Source organism: Streptomyces sp. NPDC001549, assembly GCF_042894025.1.
GTDB classification, from domain to species: domain Bacteria; phylum Actinomycetota; class Actinomycetes; order Streptomycetales; family Streptomycetaceae; genus Streptomyces; species Streptomyces kutzneri.
The window spans coordinates 72,527-93,877 of sequence record NZ_JBIAVJ010000012.1 but is presented as its reverse complement, the minus strand read 5'-3'; the positions used below and the strand labels follow the sequence as shown (position 1 = coordinate 93,877).

Sequence of the window (21,351 nt, the reverse complement as noted above, 5' to 3'; positions counted from 1 at the left end):
TCGCGGCGTCCGGTGCGGTGCGTCTTCCCCGGCTACCGCCGGGAGGGGCCCCGGGCGGAGTCCGGGGTTGAGGCGCGGTGCCGGGCGGCGCCACCCGGTGGACCGTGCCGGTCACCGCACTACGTGACCGGGTTCTCCCGCACCGTCGACAGGTCCGCCGAGGTCTTCGTGGCGATGAACTCGGTGATGGTGTAGGCGCACACGCCCGCCACGGTGAAGGGGTCGTCGGCCGCGATCCGCTCGATCTCGGCCCGGGACACCCCGCCGGCCAGGATCACGCCCCCGTCGCGCGGGACCTTGCGCCCCGACGCGAGGAAGACACCGGCGGCGTAGTAGCCGTCCAGCCAGGCGATGTGAGCGTCCATCTGCTCTTCGACGGACTCGACGGGGGCGGTGTAGGTGAGCTCCATGACGAACATGATCGCCAGGCTACTCTCGCTCCATCATGACGAGTGTGAAGACCCCCGCCGACGAGGCCGAGGCCCGGGCGATACAGGACGAACTACGCCATCAGGTCGTGCTCACCGAGCCCGGCCCGCCACCCGGCCGCGGCCTAGTCGCGGGCGTGGACGTCGCCTACGACGACGCGCGCGACCTGGTCGCCGCCGCGGCCGTGGTGCTCGACGCCGCCACCCTGGAGGTCGTCGAGGAGGCCACCGCCGTCGGGCACGTCAGCTTCCCCTACGTGCCCGGGCTGCTCGCCTTCCGCGAGCTGCCGACCGTACTGGCCGCCCTCGACTCCCTGAAGACCGAGCCCGGACTGGTCGTCTGCGACGGCTACGGCCTCGCGCACCCCCGCGGCTTCGGCCTCGCCTGCCACCTCGGGGTGGTCACCGGGCTCCCGGCCATCGGCATCGCGAAGAATCCGTTCACCTTCACCTACGAGGAACCGGGCGCCCGGCGGGGCGCCGCCGCAGCGCTGCTCGCGGCCGACGGGGCCGAGGTCGGGCGGGCGCTGCGCACGCAGGACGGGATCAAGCCGGTCTACGTCTCCGTCGGGCACCGGGTCTCCCTGGACAACGCCTGCGCGCACGCCCTGGCGCTGAGCCCCCGCTTCCGGATCCCCGAGACCACCCGCCACGCCGACTCCCTGTGCCGCAGGGCGTTGCGGGAGGCCTCCTGACGCACCCGGCCGCAGGCCCGCCCGTCAGCGCGCGTCCGCCACCCGGAAGGTGATCCCCGCCTTCTGGAGGCGGGCGATCAGGGCGTCGCCCATCGCCACGGCCGTCGTCAGCTGCCCGGCCGCCTGCGGCAGGGCGTCGTGGGCCAGGCAGAGCGCCGACTCGGCCAGCATCTTCGCCGTCTCGCCGTAGCCGGGGTCGCCGCCCGCCACCTCGGTGAGCACGCGCCGGCCGCCGCCCTCGCCCACGAACCGCACGGTGAACCAGCTGCGCGCGCGGCGTTCCGCGTCCGGCCCCTGGCCCGGCTCCCAGCGGTTCATCAGCCACCGCCGGGCCGACGGCACCTGGGCCAGGGCCACCGTCGCGCCCAGTGCCGCCGTACCGCCCACCGCGACGGGCAGGTGCTTGACGGAGGCGTAGTGCCGGTAGCGGAAGTCCGGGCCGTACCGCTCCAGCGCGGCCGCCGACCGGGCCACGATCCGCGGGTCCAGCGAGGGCAGCGGCAGCGCCCAGGTCCCGGTCTCCCGGCTGAACCGCGGTGCCCCCACCGGCCCGCGGGCCCGCCGCCCCAGCAGGCGGGGCTCGTGCAGCCGGCGGGCGTGCGCGGCCGCCAGGGTCTGGGGGCCGCGGCTGAGCGCGGTCAGCGCGGAGGCCAGGGTGCCGCCGGAGAAGAAGGCGTTGGACCGCATGAACCCGTCGACCGCCAGCGGGACCCCCTTCGGCAGCTGCCGGACCGTGAAGTACGCCCCGAGGTCCGCCGGGATCGAGTCGAAGCCGCAGGCGTGCACGATCCGGGCCCCGGTCTCGCGGGCCCGTGCGTCGTGCTCGACGTACATGCGGTCCACGAACTCCGGCTCGCCGGTGAGGTCCACGTAGTCCGTGCCCGCCTCGGCGCACGCGGCCACGAGTTCCGCCCCGTACCAGATGTACGGGCCCACCGTCGTGGCCAGCACCCGGGTGGACGCGGCCAGCTCGCGCACGGCCGCCGGGTCCCGGGCGTCGGCCCGCAGCAGCGGCAGCCGCGCGCACGCCGGATCGATCGAGGCCAGCCGTTCGCGCAGCCGCTCCAGCTTCGCGGTGTCCCGGCCGGCGAGGGCCCACCGGCAGCCGGCGGGCGCGTGCGCGGCGAGGTACTCGGCGGTGAGCGCGCCCACGAACCCGGTCGCGCCGAACAGTACGACGTCGTAGGCGCGTTCCGGCCGGTCGTGCGGGACAGTTGCGTTCATGAACGGCTCCTCCCAGGGGGTTTCGGTGGCCGAGGCTAGCGTGATGCTCGGCCGTCAGTGCGAGCGGGTGCGGCGCGCCGGGCCGGGGAGCACAGTGCCCCGGCTCCGGCCCGGAGGCCCTTCCGGGGGCGCCGCCCGGGCCGCCCGCACCACCTGCGGACGGCCGGGGCGGCACCCCGCCCGCTCACGCGGAGCCGGACACCCCGGGGCCGGGCGATCCGCCGGGTGCCCCGCCCGGGGGCTTGTGTTCGATGGAACACGTTCCTAGCATCACTGGTGTTACATCAGTTGTGTCACATAGCCGCACACCACGCACACCATGCACACCAGAGCCGCTGGGGGCCCGATGGCAGTGACAGGGAACGGGAACCGGGACGCGAGCGGGCCCGGCCCGCTCGCCGGGGTGCGCGTCGTCGAACTGGCGGGCATCGGCCCCGGACCGTTCGCCGCCATGCTCCTCGCCGACCTGGGCGCCGACGTCGTACGGGTCGACCGGCCCGGCGGCGGCGGACTCGCGGTCGATCCGGCCTACGACGTCACCAATCGGGGCAAACGCTCCGTCCTGATCGACCTCAAGTCCGCCGACGGGCCCGCCCGCGTCCTGGACCTGGTCGAGCGGGCCGACGTACTCGTCGAGGGGTTCCGGCCCGGGGTGGCCGAGCGTCTCGGGGTCGGACCGGCCGAGTGCCACGCCCGCAATCCGAAGCTCGTCTACGGCCGGATGACCGGCTGGGGCCAGGACGGCCCGCTCGCCGAGACCGCCGGGCACGACATCGCGTACATCGCCGTCACCGGCGCCCTCGGCATGATCGGGAAGCCGGGTGAGCCGCCGGCCGTCCCCGCCAACCTGGTCGGGGACTACGCCGGCGGCTCGCTCTACCTGGTCATCGGGGTGCTCGCCGCCCTGCACCACGCCCGCGCCACCGGCACCGGCCAGGTCGTCGACGCGGCCATCGTCGACGGCACCGCCCACCTCACCGCCATGATCCACGGAATGATGGCGGCGGGCGGCTGGCAGGACCGCCGCGGGGCCAACCTCCTCGACGGAGGCTGTCCCTTCTACGGCACCTACGAGACCTCCGACGGCGAGTACATGGCGGTCGGCGCGCTGGAACAGCAGTTCTACGACACTTTCGTGGAGCTCCTCGGCATCCGGGACCAGGCCCCGGCCCGCAAGGACCTCGCCCGCTGGGGCGAGCTGCGGGAGGCCGTCGCCGCGCGCTTCAGGACCCGGACCCGCGCGGAGTGGACGGCCGTCTTCGAGGGGAGCGACGCCTGCGTGGCACCCGTGCTCTCGCTGCGCGAGGCCCCGGACCACCCGCACCTCGCCGCCCGCGGGACCTTCACCGACTTCGGCGGGATCGTCCAGCCCGCGCCCGCGCCGCGCTTCTCGGCGACCCCGGGCGCCGTCACCACGGGCCCGGCGCAGCCGGGTGCGCACGCCGAGTCGGTCGCGGCCGACTGGGACGTGCCGGCCCTGCTCGGGAAGGAGGAGAACTGATGGAACTGTCCATGATGCTCGACTACGCCGGGGACCCGCGCCGGGCCGCCGACCAGGCCGCCGCGCTGGAGTCGGCCGGGCTCGACGCCGTATGGGTGGCCGAGGCCTGGGGGTTCGACTCCCCGACGATCATGGGCTATCTCGCCGCCCGCACCGAGCGCCTGAAGATCGGCTCGGCCATCCTCAACGTCTACTCGCGCACCCCCGGCCTCATCGCCCAGACGGCCGCGGGCCTGGACGCGCTCTCGGGCGGCCGGGCGCTGCTCGGCCTCGGCGCCTCCGGCCCGCAGGTCGTCGAGGGCTGGCACGGGATGCCGTACGACAAGCCGCTCGGCCGCACGCGCGAGACGGTCGAACTGTGCCGGCGCATCTGGCGCCGCGAGACGATCGACCACCACGGCATCACCGACATGCCGCTGCCGCCCGGGAAGGGCGGCCGGCACGGCAAGCCGCTGAAGATCCTCACCCGGCCGGTCCGCCCCGCGATCCCCGTCTACATCGCCTCGCTCGGCCCGGCCAACGTCCGGATGACCGCCGAGATCGCGGACGGCTGGCTGCCCACGCTCTTCATCCCGGAGAAGGCCGCCGCGGTGTGGGGCGGCCCGCTCGCCGAGGGGACGGCCAAGCGCGCGCCGGAGCTCGGCCCGCTGCAGACCGTCGCCGGCGGCCTGCTCGCCATCGGCCCGGACGCGGCCGCGGCACGGGACCTCGCGCGCCCGCAGATCGCCCTGTACGTGGGCGGGATGGGCGCGGTCGGCAAGAACTTCTACAACGACCTGGCCGTCGCCTACGGCTACGGGGAAGAGGCCCGCCGGATCCAGGAGCTGTACCTCGACGGGCGCAAGCGCGACGCCGCTGCCGCCGTCCCGGACGAGTTCTGCGAGCTGATGACGCTCTGCGGGCCGGAGGGCTACGTACGCGAGCGCGTCGAGGCCTTCCGCGAGGCGGGCGTCACGATGCTCAACGTCACACCGGTCGGCCCCGACCCGGCCAAGCTGATCGAAACCGTCAAGAGCTGGCTCTGAGCGGGCCGGGGCGTGCCCGGACTCCGTCCCCGGACCCCGTCCCCGGACCCCGTCTTCGGCCCGCTCCCTCACCCACCCGGACCCACCCCGACCCGCTGAGAGGGGACCCGATGCAACGACGCATCTTCGACGCCGACCACGAGGCGTTCCGCGAGACCGTACGCACCTTCCTCGGCAAGGAGGTGCTGCCGCACTACGAGCAGTGGGAGAAGGACGGCATCGTCAGCCGTGCGGCCTGGCGGGCCGCGGGCCGGCAGGGGCTGCTGGGCCTCGCCGTGCCGGAGGAGTACGGCGGCGGCGGGAACACCGACTTCCGCTACGCCGCCGTGATCGCCGAGGAGTTCACCCGCGCGGGCGCCCCCGGGCTGGCCATCGGCCTGCACAACGACATCATCGGGCCCTACCTGACCTCGCTCGCCACCGAGGAGCAGAAGCGCCGCTGGCTGCCCGGCTTCTGCTCCGGGGAGACCATCACCGCCATCGCGATGACCGAGCCGGGCGCGGGCTCCGACCTCCAGGGGATCCGGACCACCGCCGAGGACCACGGCGACCACTGGGTGCTGAACGGCTCCAAGACCTTCATCTCCAACGGCATCCTCGCCGACCTGGTGATCGTGGTCGCCAAGACCACCCCCGAGGGCGGGGCGCACGGCCTGTCGCTGCTGGTCGTCGAGCGCGGCGCGGAGGGCTTCGAGCGCGGCCGCAACCTCGACAAGATCGGCCAGAAGTCCCAGGACACCGCCGAGCTGTTCTTCAACGACGTCCGCGTCCCGAAGGAGAACCTGCTCGGCGAGCTGAACGGCGCCTTCGTCCACCTGATGACCAATCTCGCGCAGGAGCGGATGGGCATCGCGATGGCCGGCATCGCCGCCGCCGAGCACCTCCTGGAGATCACCACGCAGTACGTCAAGGAGCGCGAGGCCTTCGGCCGTCCGCTGGCCAAGCTGCAGCACATCCGGTTCGAGATAGCGGAGATGGCCACCGAGGTCGCCGTCACCCGGACCTTCCTCGACCGCTGCATCACGGACCACGCGAACGGCGAACTGGACCACGTGCACGCCTCCATGGCCAAGTGGTGGGCCACCGAGCTGCAGAAACGCGTCGCCGACCGCTGCCTGCAACTCCACGGCGGCTACGGCTACATGACCGAGTACCGGGTCGCCCGGGCCTTCACCGACGGCCGCATCCAGACCATCTACGGCGGCACGACCGAGATCATGAAAGAGATCATCGGCCGTTCGCTGCTCGGCTGACCTTCCCCTGGACACCTCCCCCTTGGACACCTCCGAAAGGCTTGACCAGTGAGCACCGAAGCTTACGTATACGACGCGATCCGCACCCCGCGCGGCCGCGGCAAGGCCAATGGCGCCCTGCACGGCACCAAGCCGATCGACCTGGTCGTCGGACTCATCGACGCCCTGCGCGAGCGCAACCCCGGCCTGGACCCCGCCACCATCGACGACATCGTGCTCGGCGTCGTCGGCCCGGTCGGCGACCAGGGCTCCGACATCGCCCGTGTCGCGGCCATCGCCGCCGGGCTCCCGGACACCGTGGCCGGCGTCCAGGAGAACCGCTTCTGTGCCTCGGGCCTGGAGGCCGTCAACCTGGCGGCCGCGAAGGTCCGTTCGGGCTGGGAGGACCTGGTCCTGGCGGGCGGCGTGGAGTCCATGTCCCGTGTTCCCATGGCCTCCGACGGCGGCGCCTGGTTCGCGGACCCGATGACCAACTGGGACACCGGCTTCGTCCCGCAGGGCATCGGCGCCGACCTGATCGCCACCATCGAGGGCTTCTCCCGGCGCGACGTAGACGAGTACGCGGCCCTGTCGCAGGAACGCGCCGCCGCCGCCATCAAGGACGGCCGCTTCGCGAAGTCCGTGGTCCCGGTCACCGACCGCAACGGCCTGATCGTCCTGGACCACGACGAGTTCGTCCGGCCCGGCACCACCGCCGACACCCTCGCCAAGCTGAAGCCCTCCTTCGCGGACATCGGCGAGCTCGGCGGCTTCGACGCGGTCGCGCTGCAGAAGTACCACTGGGTCGAGAAGATCGACCACGTCCACCACGCGGGCAACTCCTCCGGCATCGTCGACGGCGCCTCGCTCGTCGCCATCGGCTCCCGCGAGGCGGGGGAGCGCAACGGGCTGACCCCGCGCGCCCGGATCGTCTCGGCGGCCGTCTCCGGCTCCGAGCCCACCATCATGCTCACCGGCCCCGCCCCCGCCACCCGCAAGGCCCTCGCCAAGGCCGGGCTGACCATCGACGACATCGACCTCGTCGAGATCAACGAGGCCTTCGCGGGCGTCGTCCTGCGCTTCGTCAAGGACATGGGCCTGTCCCTCGACAAGGTCAACGTCAACGGCGGTGCCATCGCGCTCGGCCACCCGCTCGGCGCCACCGGCGCGATGATCCTCGGCACGATCGTCGACGAGCTGGAGCGCCAGGACAAGCGCTACGGGCTCGTCACCCTCTGCGTCGGCGGCGGCATGGGCGTCGCCACCATCGTCGAACGCCTCTGATCAGCCCTGTTCCCCCTGCCCACCGGACCTTCCGAAACGAAAGCAGTGACCATGAGCGAGTCCACCACGATCCGCTGGGAACAGGACGAGACCGGCGTCGTCACCCTGATCCTCGACGACCCCAACCAGTCCGCCAACACGATGAACCAGGCCTTCAAGGACTCCATCGCGGCCGTCGCCGACCGCGCCGAGGCCGAGCAGGACTCCATCCGCGGCATCATCTTCACCTCCGCCAAGAAGACCTTCTTCGCGGGCGGCGACCTCAAGGGCATGATCCGGCTGCGCCCCGAGCACGCGCAGATCGCCTTCGACACCGGCACCGAGATCAAGCGCTCGCTGCGCCGGATCGAGACCCTCGGCAAGCCCGTCGTCGCGGCCATCAACGGCGCGGCCCTCGGCGGCGGTTACGAGATCTGCCTGGCCTCCCACCACCGCGTCGCCCTCGATGCGCCCGGCTCCAAGATCGGCCTGCCCGAGGTCACCCTCGGCCTGCTCCCGGCCGGTGGCGGTGTCACCCGTACCGTGCGCCTGATGGGCATCGCCGACGCGCTGCTCAAGGTGCTGCTCCAGGGGACCCAGTACACCCCGCAGCGCGCCCTGGACAACGGACTCGTGCACGAACTGGCCACCACCCCCGAGGAGATGCTGGCCAAGGCCCGCGCCTTCATCGACGCGAACCCCGAGTCGAAGCAGCCCTGGGACGTACCCGGCTACAAGATCCCGGGCGGTACGCCGTCCAACCCGAGGTTCGCCGCCAACCTCCCGGCCTTCCCGGCCAACCTGAAGAAGCAGCTGAACGGGGCCCCGTACCCGGCCCCGCGCAACATCCTGGCCTGCGCCGTCGAGGGCTCCCAGGTGGACTTCGAGACCGCCCTGACCATCGAGGCCCGCTACTTCACCGAGCTGGTCACCGGCCAGACCGCGAAGAACATGATCCAGGCGTTCTTCTTCGACCTCCAGGCCGTCAACGCGGGCCGCAGCCGCCCGCAGGGTGTGGAGCCCCGCAAGGTCCGCAGGGTCGCCGTCCTCGGCGCCGGGATGATGGGCGCGGGCATCGCCTACTCCTGCGCCCGCGCGGGCATCGAGGTGGTGCTGAAGGACGTCACCGCCGAGGCCGCGGCCAAGGGCAAGGCGTACTCCGAGAAGCTGCTTGACAAGGCGCTCTCCCGGGGCCGGACCACCGAGGCCAAGCGCGCCGAGCTGCTCGCCCGGATCACGCCGACCGCCGACGCGGCCGACCTCGCGGGCTGCGACGCCGTCATCGAGGCCGTCTTCGAGGACACCTCCCTCAAGCACAAGGTGTTCCAGGAGATCCAGGACGTCATCGAGCCGGACGCGCTGCTGTGCTCCAACACCTCCACGCTGCCCATCACGGGCCTCGCGGAAGGGGTGTCGCGGCCGGCCGACTTCATCGGGCTGCACTTCTTCTCGCCCGTGGACAAGATGCCGCTGGTGGAGATCATCAAGGGGGAGCGGACCGGCGACGAGGCCATCGCCCGCGCCTTCGACCTGGTCCGCCAGATCAACAAGACCCCGATCGTGGTCAACGACTCGCGCGGCTTCTTCACCTCCCGCGTCATCGGCCAGTTCATCAACGAGGGCGTCGCGATGATCGGCGAGGGTGCCGAGCCCGCCTCGATCGAGCAGGCCGCCGCCCAGGCCGGCTACCCGGCCAAGGTGCTCTCGCTGATGGACGAGCTGACGCTCACCCTGCCGCGCAAGATCCGCAACGAGAGCCGCAAGGCCTTCGAAGCCGAGGGCAAGGCGTGGACCGAGCACCCCGCGGACGCGGTCATCGACCGCATGGTGGACGAGTTCGAGCGTCCCGGCCGCAGCGGCGGGGCCGGCTTCTACGAGTACGACGAGTCCGGCAAGCGCGCCCGCATCTGGCCGGGCCTGCGTGAGCACTTCGCCAAGCCGGGGTACGAGATCCCGTTCGAGGACATGAAGGAGCGGATGCTCTTCTCGGAGGCCCTGGACACCGTCCGGTGCCTCGACGAGGGCGTGCTCACCTCGATCGCCGACGCCAACATCGGCTCCATCATGGGCATCGGCTTCCCGGCCTGGACGGGCGGCGTGATCCAGTACATCAACGGCTACGAGGGCGGCCTGCCCGGATTCGTGGCCCGTGCCCGCGAGCTCGCCGACACGTACGGCGAGCGCTTCATCCCGCCGGCCTCGCTGGTCGCGAAGGCCGAGCGCGGCGAGACCTACGCCGACTGATCCAGTGACAGCCTCGGGCCCGCCCGCGAGCGGGCCCGAGGCGTCCCTCCGGTCAGGCCTCGGACACGGCCAGGTGGGCGAACAGCCCGTGCTGACGGGTCCCGTCCGGGGCGGACCAGCCGGCCAGTACCCGTCGCCCCGCGCCGTCACCGGCGGGAGCGGGGCGCAGTACCCGGCACACGGTCAGGGTCGACACGGGGCCCTCCTCCATCATCGGGCCCACGGTGACGAGGCTCGCGTCGGCGGTGTCCGTCACGGTCCCGGGGCCGGTCAGGCCCGCCGGCACCCCGGCCCCCTCGGTACGGACCTCGACCGTCGGGTCGGGGGTGTCGCTCTCGCTCTGCGCCTGTGCCGTGGTGCGGCCCGCCAGCAGGGCCAGCAACTGCTTGACCAGGACGAAGTCGTGGGCCCCGTCGTAGATCCAGCGACGGCCCAGCACACCGTGCTCGGAGGTGCCGATCAGGCCGCCCTCGGCGCCCTTCAGCGGAGCCCCGCGGTAGGTGAGCGGGACCAGGTAGGCGACGGGCTCGTCCCCGGCGGCGTCGGTGACCACCATGAACTCGATGCCCACCTCTCCCTCGGGGTCGTCGAGCCGGAACCCGCCCGCCCTGGCGAGACCGGCGGTGCCCGCAGCCCCCTGGTACCAGGGCCGCGACGGGAGCCAGTCGGCGAGGAGTTCCAGCTTGGTCGGGGTCAGCGTGGTGTGGTGGATGACTGCCATGGCACGAAGCTACCCGGCCCCCTGTCAGGGCAGCGTCCAGAACACCTCCGTCACGAGGTAGAAGACGACGACCCAGAACACGAGCAGCGCGGCGACGACGGCGCCGCCGACCAGGTTGGTCCTGGCGGGCGGTGCGTCCGGTGAGGGCCACAGCCACCGCCTGAGCAGCCGGTTCACGTAGTGGGGCATCGTGAAGAAGCTCATGATGAAGCTCGACAGCAGGTTGCCCACGAGCAGCCCGAACCAGAGCGGCATGCCCAGCGGATGCAGGACGAGGCTCAGTATCACGACGGTCGGGTAGAGCCCGACCCAGACCGCGACGGCGGTCTTGGTCTCCGAGGGCGGCGGCGCTTCCTTGCCGTTCTCCTCGAAGGCGAACCAGCTGCCGAACGAGTTGTCGATCGTGCGCAGTTTGAAGTCGTTGAACTTCTCCCCCTCGGCGAGCATCTCCCTGCGCTTCGCCGACGTCAGCCACGCGTCCAGGTGTTCGGCGTTGTCATAGCGGTACAGGGTGGTCCACTCGTCCTGGATGCCTTCGATGGGGCGGAAGATCTCAGTGCCGCGAAACCCTTCGAACTGGCTCTCCTCCTGGCTCATGTGGCGCTGCCACGCGAGGAAGTCGTCGACGTGGTCCGGGGGGACGCGGTGGGTCACCACCACGGTCACGAGCGGGTCCGTCGGCTGCGTGCCACCTCTGATCACCTGCTGGGTCGCGGGACCGTCGAAGTACGGCTCGCCGGCGTCGAGGAGCCGTTGCCGGGTCGCGCCGTTCATCCAGGCCTGCAGATGGGCCACCGAGTCGAACCGGTAGACGATCACCCAGTCGGGCTGCACGGAGGTCGGCGGGGACACCTGGACGCCGAGGTGTCCGGCGTACCGGGCGGCGGCGGCGTTGACCTCGTCCTGCCACTTCTCGTATTCCCGGTCCATGCCGGGGCGGACCCTGCGGCCGATGATGACCGTCGCCGCGGCATCCGTCTGCCGTTCGGTCGTCATCGTCGCGTGCCCGTCCGCGATGACCGGCTCTCGACGAGCCGCCCGTAGATCCGTTCCGGAGTGAGGGGCAGCTCGCGGTAGCGGATGCCGGTGGCGTCGCGGAGCGCGTTCGCCAGCGCGGGGGCCACCGGGTTGATGCAGCACTCCGCCATCCCCTTCGACCGCATGGCGCCGACGGAGTCCGACGAGCCCACCAGGAGCACGTCGGTGCGCGGCACGTCGGCGTAGGTGGGGATGCGGTAGTTGCGGAGGTTCGGGTTGGCCATGACGCCGTCCGCGTCGATCTGGAAGTTCTCGGTCAGCGCGAATCCGATGCCCTGGGCGACACCGCCCTCCACCTGTCCCCGGACCTGTTCCGGGTTGATGAGCACACCGGCGTCGGTCGCCTGGACGCTGTACAGGACACGGATCTCACCCGTCACCTGGTGGACGGCGATGCGGAAGCCCTGCGTATTGGAGGTGATGCTGCGGGGCGAGCCGTACGCCTTGCGGGCGGCCGTGAACCGGATGCCGCGTGCCCGGGCCTCGGCGACGAGCGTGGCCAGCGAGACGCGCTCGTCCCCGCAGACGACGCCGTCGTCGTCCATCGAGCACATCACGACGTGGACGCCCGTGTGTGTGGCGGCGAAATCCAGGATGCGGTCGCGCACCGCGTTGGCCGCCCGGAGGACCGCGTTGCCCGCCACGAAGAGTCCGGCACTCGCGAAGGCGCCGGTGTCGAATCCCGTGCGGTCGGTGTCGGACTGCACGAGACGGATCCGCGACGGTGTCGTACCCAGCTGGTTGGCCGCGATCTGGACGTGCGCGGTCGACGTGCCCTCCCCGAATTCGACGGTGCCGACGGCCAGTTCGTACACGAGGTCGTCGCGGAGCGTGAGCCAGGCTTCGGAGACGTGCTCGGTCGGGGGCGCGGTCTCGTGCATGGAACTGGCGACGCCGACCCCGACGAGCCATCCGGGGCCGGGAGAGGACTGGTCGGCCGTACGGGCCAGCTCGCCGGCCACGAGGTCGATGCACTTGCCGAGCCCGTCCTCGTGGAACACCACGTCGTCGGGCCCGTCGTGCAGGGCGACGAGGGGCTCGCCCGGGCGCACGATGTTGCGGCGTCGCAGTTCGAGCGGATCCATGTGCAGGGCGAGGGCCAGTTCGTCCATCGCCGATTCCACGGCGAAGGCAGGCTGGGTCATTCCGTATCCGCGCAGGGCGCCGCTCGGAACGGTGTTCGTGTAGACGGAGAAGGCGTCGTACTTCTTGTTGGGGCAGCGGTAGATCATGACGGCGGAGCCGCCCGCGTACAGGGTCTCGCCGCCGTGGTTGCCGTAGGCGCCCGTGTTCGACAGGTTGCGGACCTGGAAGGCGGTGAGTGTGCCGTCGGCCTTCGCGCCGAGCTTGACCGTCAGCTTCATCGGATGCCGGGGCGAAGCCGTGGTGAACTCCTCCTCGCGCGTGTACTCGAAACAGACGGGCCGGCCGGTGTCGAGGGCGGCGAGCGCGGCCAGGTCCTCCGAGATGACCTCCTGCTTGCCGCCGAAACCGCCGCCGACGCGCTTGCAGAACACGCGGAGCTGGTCCGGGCGCAGCGCGAACAGGTAGGCCAGCTTGACCTTCGCGATCGACGGAGACTGCGAACTGGTGCGGACGTTCAGCCGCCCGTCCTGCATCCAGGCGATCGAACCGTGGGTCTCCAGGTGTGCGTGCTGCACGCGCGGTGAGAAGTAGGTGCCCTCGTGGATCACGTCGGCCGCGGCGAAGCCCGCGTCGACGTCACCGATGTGCGAGTGGATCTCCAGGAGGAGGTTGTGGACGTAGTCGCGGGCGAACGGGTCCTCCGAGCCGTGCAGTTGCGGTGCCCCGTCGGCCATGGCCTCCTCGGGGTCGAAGACCGCCGGCAGCACCTCGTACTCCACGGCCACCTTCCGGCAGCCCTCTTCGGCCGCCCCGACCGTGTCGGCGAGCACCGCGACGACGCGCTGGCCGACGAAGCGGACCGTGCGGTCGAGGATGTAGGTGTCGTCCGGATCGACGAGGTGGTCGGTGTGGATCGCCGTGGTGAAGCGCCTGCGCGGCACGTCCTCCCAGGTGTAGACGCGATGCACGCCGGGGACCGCCAGCGCGGCTGTTTTGTCGATCGAGACGATGCGGGCGTGCGCGTGCGGCGAGTGCAGCACTTTGAGGTGCAGCATCCCTTCCATGTGGGTGTCCATCGTGAACTCGGCGAGACCGGTCACCACGTCGTCGGCCGCCGGCGCACCGACGCTCGTTCCGACGGCCCGTCCCGGCGCGGCGTTCTGCACGCGGGCGACGCCCTTCACCGCGTCCTCGATCGCCCGGTAGCCGGTGCAACGGCAGAGATTTCCCTTCAACGCCCGGGGCAGGTCCGCCTTCTGGTCCTCGGTGAACGTCGCCGAGGTCATGATCATCCCTGCGGTGCAGAACCCGCACTGGAATCCCGGGGCGTCCCGGAACCGGCGCTGTGCGGGATGCAGGTCGCCGGGTGATCCGAGACCCTCGATCGTGGTCACCTCATGGCCTTCCGCGCGGAAGGCGGGGGTGATGCAGCTGTGGACCGGAGTGCCGTCCAGCCACACGGTGCACGCGCCGCAGTCGCCGGCGTCGCAGCCCTTCTTGACGCCGAAGTGGCCGAGCGCGCGCAGGAACGTACGCAGACACTGGCCGGGGTCCGGTTCCTCGGAGAAGTTCCGGCCGTTCACGGAGTACGTCATGCCGGGCTCCCAGCCATGAGTTCGTGGCGGATCTCTTCGGCGAAGTGCAGGGTGAGGTGGTGGCGGTGGTCCGGGGTTCCGTTGGGGTCGGCGAACCAGATGTCGGCCGGGACGGCGTTGATGCTCTGCTGCAGGGTGCGGGCATCGGGCACGGTGTCGAAGGCGATGCGTACCGGGCGTGTGGTGCCGGCGGTGACGGTGAGCAGCAGGTCGCTCGTCCCCGGCGTCTGCGTACCGACGAGGAAGACCGTCGAACGGCCCAGGTGGGTCAGCGTGAAGCGGCGGTGCGCGGTGCGCCCCCGCAGGGCGCGCGCCGGAACGCGGATGCGCCGCAGGATCTCCCCGGGAGCGAGGATGTTCCGGTTGTTCCCGGTCACGAAGTCGAGGGCATCGACGGTGCGCACGGACCCGTCGGGAGCCCACAGCTCGTAGTCGGCCTCAAGTGCGACCGTGAGCGTGATCATGGGGCCGGCCGGCAGGGACATGCAGATGTTTCCGCCGACGGTCGCCGAGTTCCAGACCTTGAACGAGGAGAGGAACGCCTCGCAGCTCTGCGCGAAGAGGGGGCCCGCGGTCCAGTCGGGCGGGGGCGTGAAGGCGTACAGGTCCCGGATGGTGCACGTGGCGCCGATCTCCAGGCCCGCGCCGCTCGGCACGAGGGGATCCCAGCCCAGGGCCGTCAGGTCGACCAGGCGGCGCAGGCCCGGCTGCTCGGCGGAGAACAGCCACGTCCCGCCGGCGAGCCAGGCATCGCCCTCGCGCCAGTCGGCGCCGGGCCGGTCGGACGGCCGCCGGACGACTTCGCTGATGGTGTTGAGGTCCATGGAACACCTGCCCGTTGCGTGCAGGGGTGGCCGCCACCTTGAGCGGCAGAATCCGCTGGGGCCGCTGGGGCCGACCCGCTCAGAGCAGAGGCCGGCGGGCGCAAAGACTCCTCTCCAGCGTACTGAGAACGGGCGTGCCCCGCCAAAGCAGGGCTTGGGCCGTCTCTTTCGGATCTTGTCGGCCGAGCCCGCGGCGTCCGGTGCCGTGCATCGCAAGGCGGAGGGTCGTCCTTGTACCGGAGTACCGGACGTACTGGGGCGGGCCCGACAACGCAGCGAGGTGCGGTGCCGGGCGTCGCGGGCCCGGCAAGATCCGAAAGAGACGGCCTAGGTCCGCGGCTATGGCCCGCCGGGTGCCTCGCCGGACACGAACGCCGCCCGCAGTTCCTCCCGTAGCGACCGCTGGAAGGCCGTCACCAGCGCCTGGACCACCATCGGCTGCATGTGCGCCGACAGCGCCTTCATCGACTCCACCCGCTCCGGATCGCTCTCGCCCTCCGTGAACGGCCCCCACACCTCGTCCCGGAACAGCGCCGTCAGCTCGTGCGCCGCCGACCTGGCGTGCTCCATCAGCACCCTGCGCGCCGCCAGGATCGTCTCGTGGGCGATCGGTACGTCGAGCAGCGCGACCCCCAGCCGCAGCAGCCCCACGTCCACCCGGAACCCGTCCCCCGAGGCGGCGAGCACGTTCATCGCCGTCAGCCGCCGGACATCGGTGTCCGACAGGCTCCGTCCCGCCCGCTTCTCCAGCTCCTCCCGCGACGCCTCCTGGGCCGCGTCCGGAGCCCAACTCGCGACCATCGCACGGTGGATGGCCAGGTCATGGGCGCTCAGATCGTCGGGCAGCGCATCCAGATAGCGCTCGATGGCGGACAGGGTCATGCCCTGGTGCTGCAACTCCTCGATCAGTGCCAGCCGGGACAGGTGTTCCGGCCCGTAGTGCCCCACCCGACGAGGGCCGATCACGGGAGGGGGCAAAAGCCCGCGGGTGCTGTAGAAACGAACGGTGCGCACGGTGACGCCCGCCCGGGCCGCCAGCTCGTCGACGGTGAGCATCGGCTCGGGTGCCTGGTCGGCCATCGTCTGCGCCTCGCTCTCTGCTCCACAGCTTGGGTTCAACAGTATTGCTGTCGCACCAACGATGTGAAACGGCCAGGAGCTGCCCATGACCACGAACCTGCGACTGCCCGGACGACCCGAAGAGATCACGTTGCCGGCCCTGCTGGCCCGCAACGCCGCCGAGTACGGGGAGCTCCCCGCCCTCTCCTGGCGGGCCGGACCCGACGCCGCCGAGTGGACGACCCTCACCTGGAGCGAGGTGCGCCGCAAGGTCGCCGTCCTCGCCTCCGGATACGCGGCCCTCGGCGTCGAGCGCGGCGAACACGTGCTGATGATGATGGGCAACCGCCCCGAGCACTGGCTCAGCGACCTCGCCCTCGTCCACCTCGGCGCCGTGCCCGTCACCGTGTACGGGACCTCCGCGCCCGAGCAGATCGCCCACATCGCCCGCCACAGCCGGGCCCGGATCGCCGTCGTCGAGGGCGCCCGCGAACTCCTGCGGTGGGAGCCGCTGCTGGCCGACCCGGACGTGCCCCTGGAGCGTCTCGTCGTGGCCGAGGCCGCCGACGCCGGCGGGCACTCCACCTACGGCTCCCTGCACGCCGGCGGGGCCCGCCTCCACCGCGCCGACGACTTCGAGAAGGCCTGGCAGGAGACGCGCCCCGAGGACCCGCTGACCGTCGTCTACACCTCGGGCACCACCGGCGACCCGAAGGGCGTCCGGCTGACCCACCGCAACCTCATGCTCCAGGCGATCCGCCTCGACCGGCACGTGGACCTGCCCGAGCACGCCGAGCACATCTGCTACCTGCCCTTCGCGCACATAGCCGAGCGGGTCCTCGGGATCTACCTGCCCCTGCTGCGGGCCTCGCACGTCCGGCTGTGCGCCGACCCCGCCGCCGTCTCGGGGGCGGTCCGCGAGCTGCACCCGGTGCAGTTCTTCGGCGTGCCCCGGGTGTGGGAGAAGCTCGCCGCCTCGGTCCGCGCGGTCCTCGCGCAGCTCCCCGAGGCACAGCGCGCGGCCATCGAGGCCGCGGGCGACCTGGCCCGTGCCCGGGCCGGGCACCGGGAGCGGGGCGAGGAGGTGCCGGCCGCGCTCGAAGCCTCGTACGCCGCGGCCAAGGAGCAGGTGCTGGACCCGCTGCTGCGGCTCGCGGGCATGGACCGGCTGATGTGGACGGCCAGCGCCACCGCGCCGATGCCGATCGATGTGGTCCGTTTCTGGGCCGGCTGGGGCATCACCATCATGGACGCCTGGGGGCTCACCGAGACCTCGGGCGTGTGCACGGTCAACAGCCCGGACGGCTTCCGGCTGGGCTCGGTGGGCCGCCCGATCGAGGGGCTGGAGCTGAGGCTGGCCGAGGACGGGGAGATCCTCACCCGCGGGGCGACCGTCTTCGGCGGCTACCTGCGGCCGGACGGCTCGCTGGAGAGCGCCTGCGACGGTGAGGGCTGGTTCCCGACGGGGGACATCGGCCGGCTCGACGAGGACGGGTTCCTCTGGCTGACCGACCGCAAGAAGGAACTGATCATCACCTCGAACGGCAAGAACGTCTCGCCCGCGCTGGTGGAGAACACGGTCAAGGAGCACCCGCTGATCGGCCAGGCCCTGGTGCACGGCGACGGCCGCTCCTACCTCGTCGCCCTGCTGGTCCTGGACCCGGAGCTGGCCCCGGTCTGGGCCGCCGCCCGGGGCATCGGGGCCGCCTCCCCCTCCGAGCTCGCCGCGCACCCCGCCGTCCGGGAGGAGATCGCCCGCGCGGTGGCGGCGGCCAACGCCCGGCTCAACCGGACCGAGCAGATCAAGCGGTACCGGCTGCTGACCGAGGAATGGGGCCCCGAGACCGGGGAACTCACCCCCTCGCTCAAGCTCCGCCGCCGCGTGGTCCGCGACAAGTACGGCGCCCTGATCGACGGTCTGTACGAGGAGCCGCACGAGCCCGCGTGAGGGATCGCCCCGGTGCGGTGACGGCCTAACGTCCGATCGGCACATCGGGTCAGAGAGCAGCCCCGGCCGGGGACGGCCCGGCCGGGGACGGCCCGGCCGGGGCTGGATCGGGGCTCAGCGCGCGACGACGAAACCCCGCCCCGGCCGAGTCCTGTCCATCGCTGAGACGCGGGCGAGGACATGAGCCGTCACATCTCGGCCGTCCGCGCCGACGACGACCCACGCCCCCTCCGGGTCCTCCGGATCGGCCGGTGTTACGGTCCCGGTGATCCCGTACTGGCGCATCGCGTCGTGAATCTCGAAAGCCTCGTTCGCGGTCATGTCCTCACTCTCCGTCGGCGTGCGCTGAACCTACTCTTCTTCGCCTCCGCCGCCGTGCGTGGCGCAGTCGCCGGGGTTGATCGGACCACAGCCGCCCGGGACCGGGGTGTGAGAGCAGTTCGCCGCCACCGAGACGAGCGACCGATTCGGGCCCGCCCACAGCTCGGCGTCCGGGGTGTAACCGGCCTGCTCGATCAGGGCGACCGTGCGGGTGAGGACGTCCGAGTCGTGGCGGGTCGGGTCGGGCCGTTCGGGAAAGTGGTGGACAAAGCGCCCGAGGCTCCCACACAGAGCGGCGTACAGGTGGGTGTGGAGGATGAGCGCGTGCCACCCCTCGTCGACCTCACGGGTCGGAGCGATCCGGACCGTGGGGAACATGGCGGCGGCCGCGGTGAACTTGAGGGCCTCGACGACGATCCGGGACCCCATGCTGATGTCCATGCCGGGGTTGTTGTCGAGGACTGTGGCGAGGACGCCGTTGAACGCGGCGTCACTCACAAGCGTGCGAGCGTCGGGTTTCACCGCTGGGGGGACGGTGCTGTTGGTGCAGGCCGGGGTGGGGGTCTCTCCCTTGCCGGCGCTGCACGGGGGCGGAGTGGACATGATGCCTCCTCGTTGGTTGGTCAGATCAACAGGTGCTTCCGACGGCGGCGAACACGCCGAACGCGGCCGCGACGTACAGGGCCTGACGCCGGAGCCCGCTCACTGGCCGGCTGCCTGAACGTTGGCGGCGGCGGTGGTGAACTCGCGGCCGTCCGACTTCCTGATGTACGCGATGTCCGTGACGCCCTCGGCGATGACGGCCATGAGCTCGCCCTCGACGCCGGACGCGATGTCCCGAACTCGCTTACGGAGCAGTCCGTGAGGCTGGTACTCGTACACCTCATCCATCGGACGGATCCTCGTCCGTGGCGCTGTTGAAGCGCTCCCAGCCGACCTGTGCGCGGTCGAGAAGTTCGGAGCTGGGCTGGTGAACCGCGGCGAAGCCGACGCCCGGACTGTCCGGGGTATCGAGGCTCCATACACCGCGCGGGGTGGGGCTCGTCACGGGGTGCTCCCTACCGTCGTCATCGGGTGGTGTGCCAAGACTGGACCCGCAGAAGTCTCTTGGCGAGGACTTCTCAGGGACTTCTGACGACACAGAAAGGGACTTCTGTACGCCCGAGTTGATGAATGATGGCAACCGAGGCGACTTCTTGAGACAGTGACACCATCCTCTACACGCAAGGAGGTTGCTATGCCAGGCACCGTCGGCAACACACGTCTACGGGCAGCCCGCGCGGCCGCGGGATACCGCTCGCAACAAGCCCTCGTCGACGCCCTCGCCCGCAACGGCGTGAACGTCAGTCTCAAACAGGTCCAGCGCTGGGAATCCGAAACCCCGCCCTGGCCCTACCCCGACGCCCGCCGCGTTCTCCAACGGCTCCTGAACCAGAACATGGAACAGCTCGGCTTCGAGTCGCCCACCGGGAGCGTCGAACCCGAGCCGCCCGCCACGCGACTCGCACCGCCCGCCCGCACTGCGATCCGCACCCCGAGCCTCATGCAACCCGCTACCGCGGCAACGGACTACCTCGCGGTCACCCGCGCCCACCGACAGCTCTACTGGAGTGTCGCCCCGGCCGTACTGCACCCGGCCGTCACCGCGCACGCAGGCCTCGGTGAGGCGCTGCTCCCGGCCACCGCAGGACAGACCCGCCAGACCCTCGCGGCAGCCCTCGCGGAAAGCCACCTGCTGGGCGGCCGGATCGAGTTCTTCGACCAGCGTGCCCCCGAACGCGCGCGAGACACCTGGGTCCAGGCCCTACAAGCCGCAGGCGAGGCCGACGACCCGCTCCTCGGCAGCGCGATCCTGGCACACATGGCCTTCGTACCCGGATGGGCCGGAGACCAGCCGGCCGCCGCGGAGCGAATGATCGCGGCCCGTACCTATGCCCGGCGCGCCCCGGCGTCCGCCGAGTTCCTGGCCTGGCTGGACGCGGTGGAGGCCGAGTGCGAGACCCGCTGTGGCAACGACCGGACCGCACTGAACCTGATCGCGCACGGCGAGGACGTCCTTGCGGCAGGCAGCACGCACCCCAACCCCGAGTGGATGGACTGGTTCTCGCCGATTCGGCTGGCCGCGTTCAAGGGGAACACCGAGCTGTCGGCCGGGCGCCTGCCGCAGGCCCGGGAAACCCTGCTCCATGTCCTCGCGGAGCTGCCCGCCGACGCGGACAAGCAGCGCACCGTGGTCCTCGGCGATCTCGGCGCGGTCGAGGCTGCGGCGGGCCGGCCGGAGGCCGCCGCAGGGTACGCGCTGCGAGCAGTGGAGCTACTGGAGGCGCACTGGTACGCGACCGGACTGGAGCGGGTCCGCGAGGTGCGGCGCGCGCTCGTGCCGTGGCAGCACGAGCAGTACGTCCGCGACCTCGATGACCGGCTGTACGGGTGGGGAGCGGTGGTCAGCGCTCTCGCGCATTGAAGGCGGCGATCCGGGCGGGCAGCTCCGCGAGCGAATCGACCCGGAACGTCGGCAGCTCGCGGGCCTCGGGGGTGTCCCACTGGATCGTTGCCCAAGGACCCCGGCGGATGAGCGCGGTGTGCATCCCCGCGGCAGCTCCGGGGCGGAGGTCGTTGTCGACGCGGTCACCGACGTAGAGGATCTCGGACGGCCCGGCCGGGACGACCGAGGCGACCCGCTCGAAGAAGGCCGGGTCCGGCTTCGAGGCGCCCCAGTCGTCCGAGGTGCCGATGAGGTCGACGTCTTTGGTGAACAGGTCCCGCAGGATCCCGCCGGCGCGCACGGTCTGGTTCCCGGCGATGCCGAGCCACAGGCCGGCCTCGCGGAGTGCGGCGAGCGCGGGCCGGACGTCTGGGTAGAGGTCGCTCTCGTCGAAGTGCTCGGGCCGGCCCGCCGCTGCGCGGGCCTCGCGCTCGGCGGTCAGGTCGAAGCCCGGCTTGAAGGGCTGGAACACCTCGCGGTAGTCGCGTCCCTGGGCGATGACGGCGCCGAACATCGCGGCGAAGGTGTGGCGGGGGACCCCGAGCCAGTCGGCCCACGTGCCGTACTCGCGGGTCTCGTCCACGAGGCACTCACCGACGTCGAAAACCACAGCGCGAATCGTCATGCGGGCAGCCTAGTCACCGCGCCGGGACGCACGAAAG

The 21,351-nt window shown here is 71.6% G+C and carries 20 protein-coding genes; 8 read left to right on the top strand and 12 right to left on the bottom strand.

The features are described 5' to 3' along the window. Positions 1 to 119: 119 nt before the first annotated feature. Positions 120 to 419, bottom strand: coding sequence for a YciI family protein (locus ACFY04_RS20925; RefSeq protein WP_389118640.1), 300 nt, complete (start codon positions 417 to 419; stop codon positions 120 to 122). A gap of 26 nt (positions 420 to 445) precedes the next feature. On the opposite strand from ACFY04_RS20925, the gene ACFY04_RS20920 reads away from it, so the two are divergent. Then, positions 446 to 1,123 (top strand): endonuclease V, encoded by a 678-nt coding sequence (locus tag ACFY04_RS20920; protein ID WP_389118638.1) that lies wholly within the window; start codon positions 446 to 448, stop codon positions 1,121 to 1,123. Between the two features lie 24 nt (positions 1,124 to 1,147). On the opposite strand, the gene ACFY04_RS20915 is transcribed toward ACFY04_RS20920, so the two are convergent. Next, positions 1,148 to 2,347, bottom strand: coding sequence for a saccharopine dehydrogenase family protein (locus tag ACFY04_RS20915; protein ID WP_389118637.1), 1,200 nt, complete (start codon positions 2,345 to 2,347; stop codon positions 1,148 to 1,150). Between the two features lie 346 nt (positions 2,348 to 2,693). Between ACFY04_RS20915 and ACFY04_RS20910 the strand changes: the two genes are divergently transcribed. The 5 genes from ACFY04_RS20910 (at position 2,694) to ACFY04_RS20890 (ending at position 9,612) form a co-directional block, all read left to right on the top strand. Next, positions 2,694 to 3,848, top strand: coding sequence for a CaiB/BaiF CoA transferase family protein (locus tag ACFY04_RS20910; protein ID WP_389118635.1), 1,155 nt, complete (start codon positions 2,694 to 2,696; stop codon positions 3,846 to 3,848). After that, on the top strand, positions 3,848 to 4,873 hold the full coding sequence (locus tag ACFY04_RS20905) for an LLM class F420-dependent oxidoreductase (protein WP_389118634.1): 1,026 nt from the start codon (positions 3,848 to 3,850) through the stop codon (positions 4,871 to 4,873). The genes ACFY04_RS20910 and ACFY04_RS20905 overlap by 1 nt, the downstream gene beginning before the upstream one ends. 110 nt (positions 4,874 to 4,983) lie before the next feature. Beyond that, positions 4,984 to 6,126 (top strand): acyl-CoA dehydrogenase family protein, encoded by a 1,143-nt coding sequence (locus tag ACFY04_RS20900; RefSeq protein ID WP_389118632.1) that lies wholly within the window; start codon positions 4,984 to 4,986, stop codon positions 6,124 to 6,126. Positions 6,127 to 6,174: 48 nt separating this feature from the next. Beyond that, complete coding sequence (locus ACFY04_RS20895; RefSeq protein ID WP_382514504.1) at positions 6,175 to 7,389, top strand: acetyl-CoA C-acetyltransferase; 1,215 nt, start codon at positions 6,175 to 6,177, stop codon at positions 7,387 to 7,389. A 51-nt stretch (positions 7,390 to 7,440) separates the two neighbouring features. Next, positions 7,441 to 9,612 carry a 3-hydroxyacyl-CoA dehydrogenase NAD-binding domain-containing protein gene (locus ACFY04_RS20890; protein ID WP_389118630.1) on the top strand — a complete coding sequence of 724 codons (2,172 nt, stop codon included), beginning with the start codon at positions 7,441 to 7,443 and terminating at the stop codon, positions 9,610 to 9,612. Positions 9,613 to 9,664: 52 nt separating this feature from the next. Here the strand turns inward: ACFY04_RS20890 and ACFY04_RS20885 are convergent, their stop codons facing one another. From ACFY04_RS20885 to ACFY04_RS20865, 5 genes are all read right to left on the bottom strand, one after another. Further along, positions 9,665 to 10,333 carry a 1,4-alpha-glucan branching protein gene (locus ACFY04_RS20885; protein WP_389118628.1) on the bottom strand — a complete coding sequence of 223 codons (669 nt, stop codon included), beginning with the start codon at positions 10,331 to 10,333 and terminating at the stop codon, positions 9,665 to 9,667. 24 nt (positions 10,334 to 10,357) lie between these two features. Then, positions 10,358 to 11,329 carry an antibiotic biosynthesis monooxygenase gene (locus ACFY04_RS20880; RefSeq protein WP_389118627.1) on the bottom strand — a complete coding sequence of 324 codons (972 nt, stop codon included), beginning with the start codon at positions 11,327 to 11,329 and terminating at the stop codon, positions 10,358 to 10,360. Then, positions 11,326 to 14,052 (bottom strand): molybdopterin-dependent oxidoreductase, encoded by a 2,727-nt coding sequence (locus ACFY04_RS20875; RefSeq protein WP_389118626.1) that lies wholly within the window; start codon positions 14,050 to 14,052, stop codon positions 11,326 to 11,328. Before ACFY04_RS20875 ends, ACFY04_RS20880 begins: the two co-directional genes overlap by 4 nt. Next, the gene (locus ACFY04_RS20870) at positions 14,049 to 14,876 is read right to left on the bottom strand and encodes an FAD binding domain-containing protein (protein WP_389118625.1); all 828 of its coding nucleotides are present in this window, start codon (positions 14,874 to 14,876) and stop codon (positions 14,049 to 14,051) included. Before ACFY04_RS20870 ends, ACFY04_RS20875 begins: the two co-directional genes overlap by 4 nt. A gap of 339 nt (positions 14,877 to 15,215) precedes the next feature. After that, positions 15,216 to 15,956, bottom strand: a complete 741-nt coding sequence (locus ACFY04_RS20865) for a MerR family transcriptional regulator (RefSeq protein ID WP_389118623.1) — start codon at positions 15,954 to 15,956, stop codon at positions 15,216 to 15,218. Between the two features lie 85 nt (positions 15,957 to 16,041). On the opposite strand from ACFY04_RS20865, the gene ACFY04_RS20860 reads away from it, so the two are divergent. Continuing rightward, positions 16,042 to 17,883 (top strand): AMP-dependent synthetase/ligase, encoded by a 1,842-nt coding sequence (locus ACFY04_RS20860; RefSeq protein ID WP_389118622.1) that lies wholly within the window; start codon positions 16,042 to 16,044, stop codon positions 17,881 to 17,883. 114 nt (positions 17,884 to 17,997) lie between these two features. On the opposite strand, the gene ACFY04_RS20855 is transcribed toward ACFY04_RS20860, so the two are convergent. The 4 genes from ACFY04_RS20855 to ACFY04_RS20840 form a co-directional block, all read right to left on the bottom strand. After that, a complete protein-coding gene (locus ACFY04_RS20855) occupies positions 17,998 to 18,204 on the bottom strand; it encodes a hypothetical protein (RefSeq protein ID WP_389118621.1) in 207 nt (68 codons plus the stop codon). 30 nt (positions 18,205 to 18,234) lie between these two features. Next, on the bottom strand, positions 18,235 to 18,807 hold the full coding sequence (locus ACFY04_RS20850) for a glycine-rich domain-containing protein (protein WP_389118619.1): 573 nt from the start codon (positions 18,805 to 18,807) through the stop codon (positions 18,235 to 18,237). A gap of 99 nt (positions 18,808 to 18,906) precedes the next feature. After that, a complete protein-coding gene (locus tag ACFY04_RS20845; RefSeq protein ID WP_389118618.1) occupies positions 18,907 to 19,095 on the bottom strand; it encodes a hypothetical protein in 189 nt (62 codons plus the stop codon). After that, a complete protein-coding gene (locus tag ACFY04_RS20840) occupies positions 19,088 to 19,252 on the bottom strand; it encodes a hypothetical protein (protein ID WP_389118616.1) in 165 nt (54 codons plus the stop codon). The genes ACFY04_RS20845 and ACFY04_RS20840 overlap by 8 nt, the downstream gene beginning before the upstream one ends. Before the next feature lie 189 nt (positions 19,253 to 19,441). On the opposite strand from ACFY04_RS20840, the gene ACFY04_RS20835 reads away from it, so the two are divergent. Further along, positions 19,442 to 20,668, top strand: a complete 1,227-nt coding sequence (locus tag ACFY04_RS20835) for a transcriptional regulator (protein ID WP_389118615.1) — start codon at positions 19,442 to 19,444, stop codon at positions 20,666 to 20,668. Here the strand turns inward: ACFY04_RS20835 and ACFY04_RS20830 are convergent. Next, positions 20,649 to 21,314, bottom strand: coding sequence for an HAD family hydrolase (locus ACFY04_RS20830; protein ID WP_389118613.1), 666 nt, complete (start codon positions 21,312 to 21,314; stop codon positions 20,649 to 20,651). The genes ACFY04_RS20835 and ACFY04_RS20830 overlap by 20 nt on opposite strands. Positions 21,315 to 21,351: the final 37 nt, after the last annotated feature.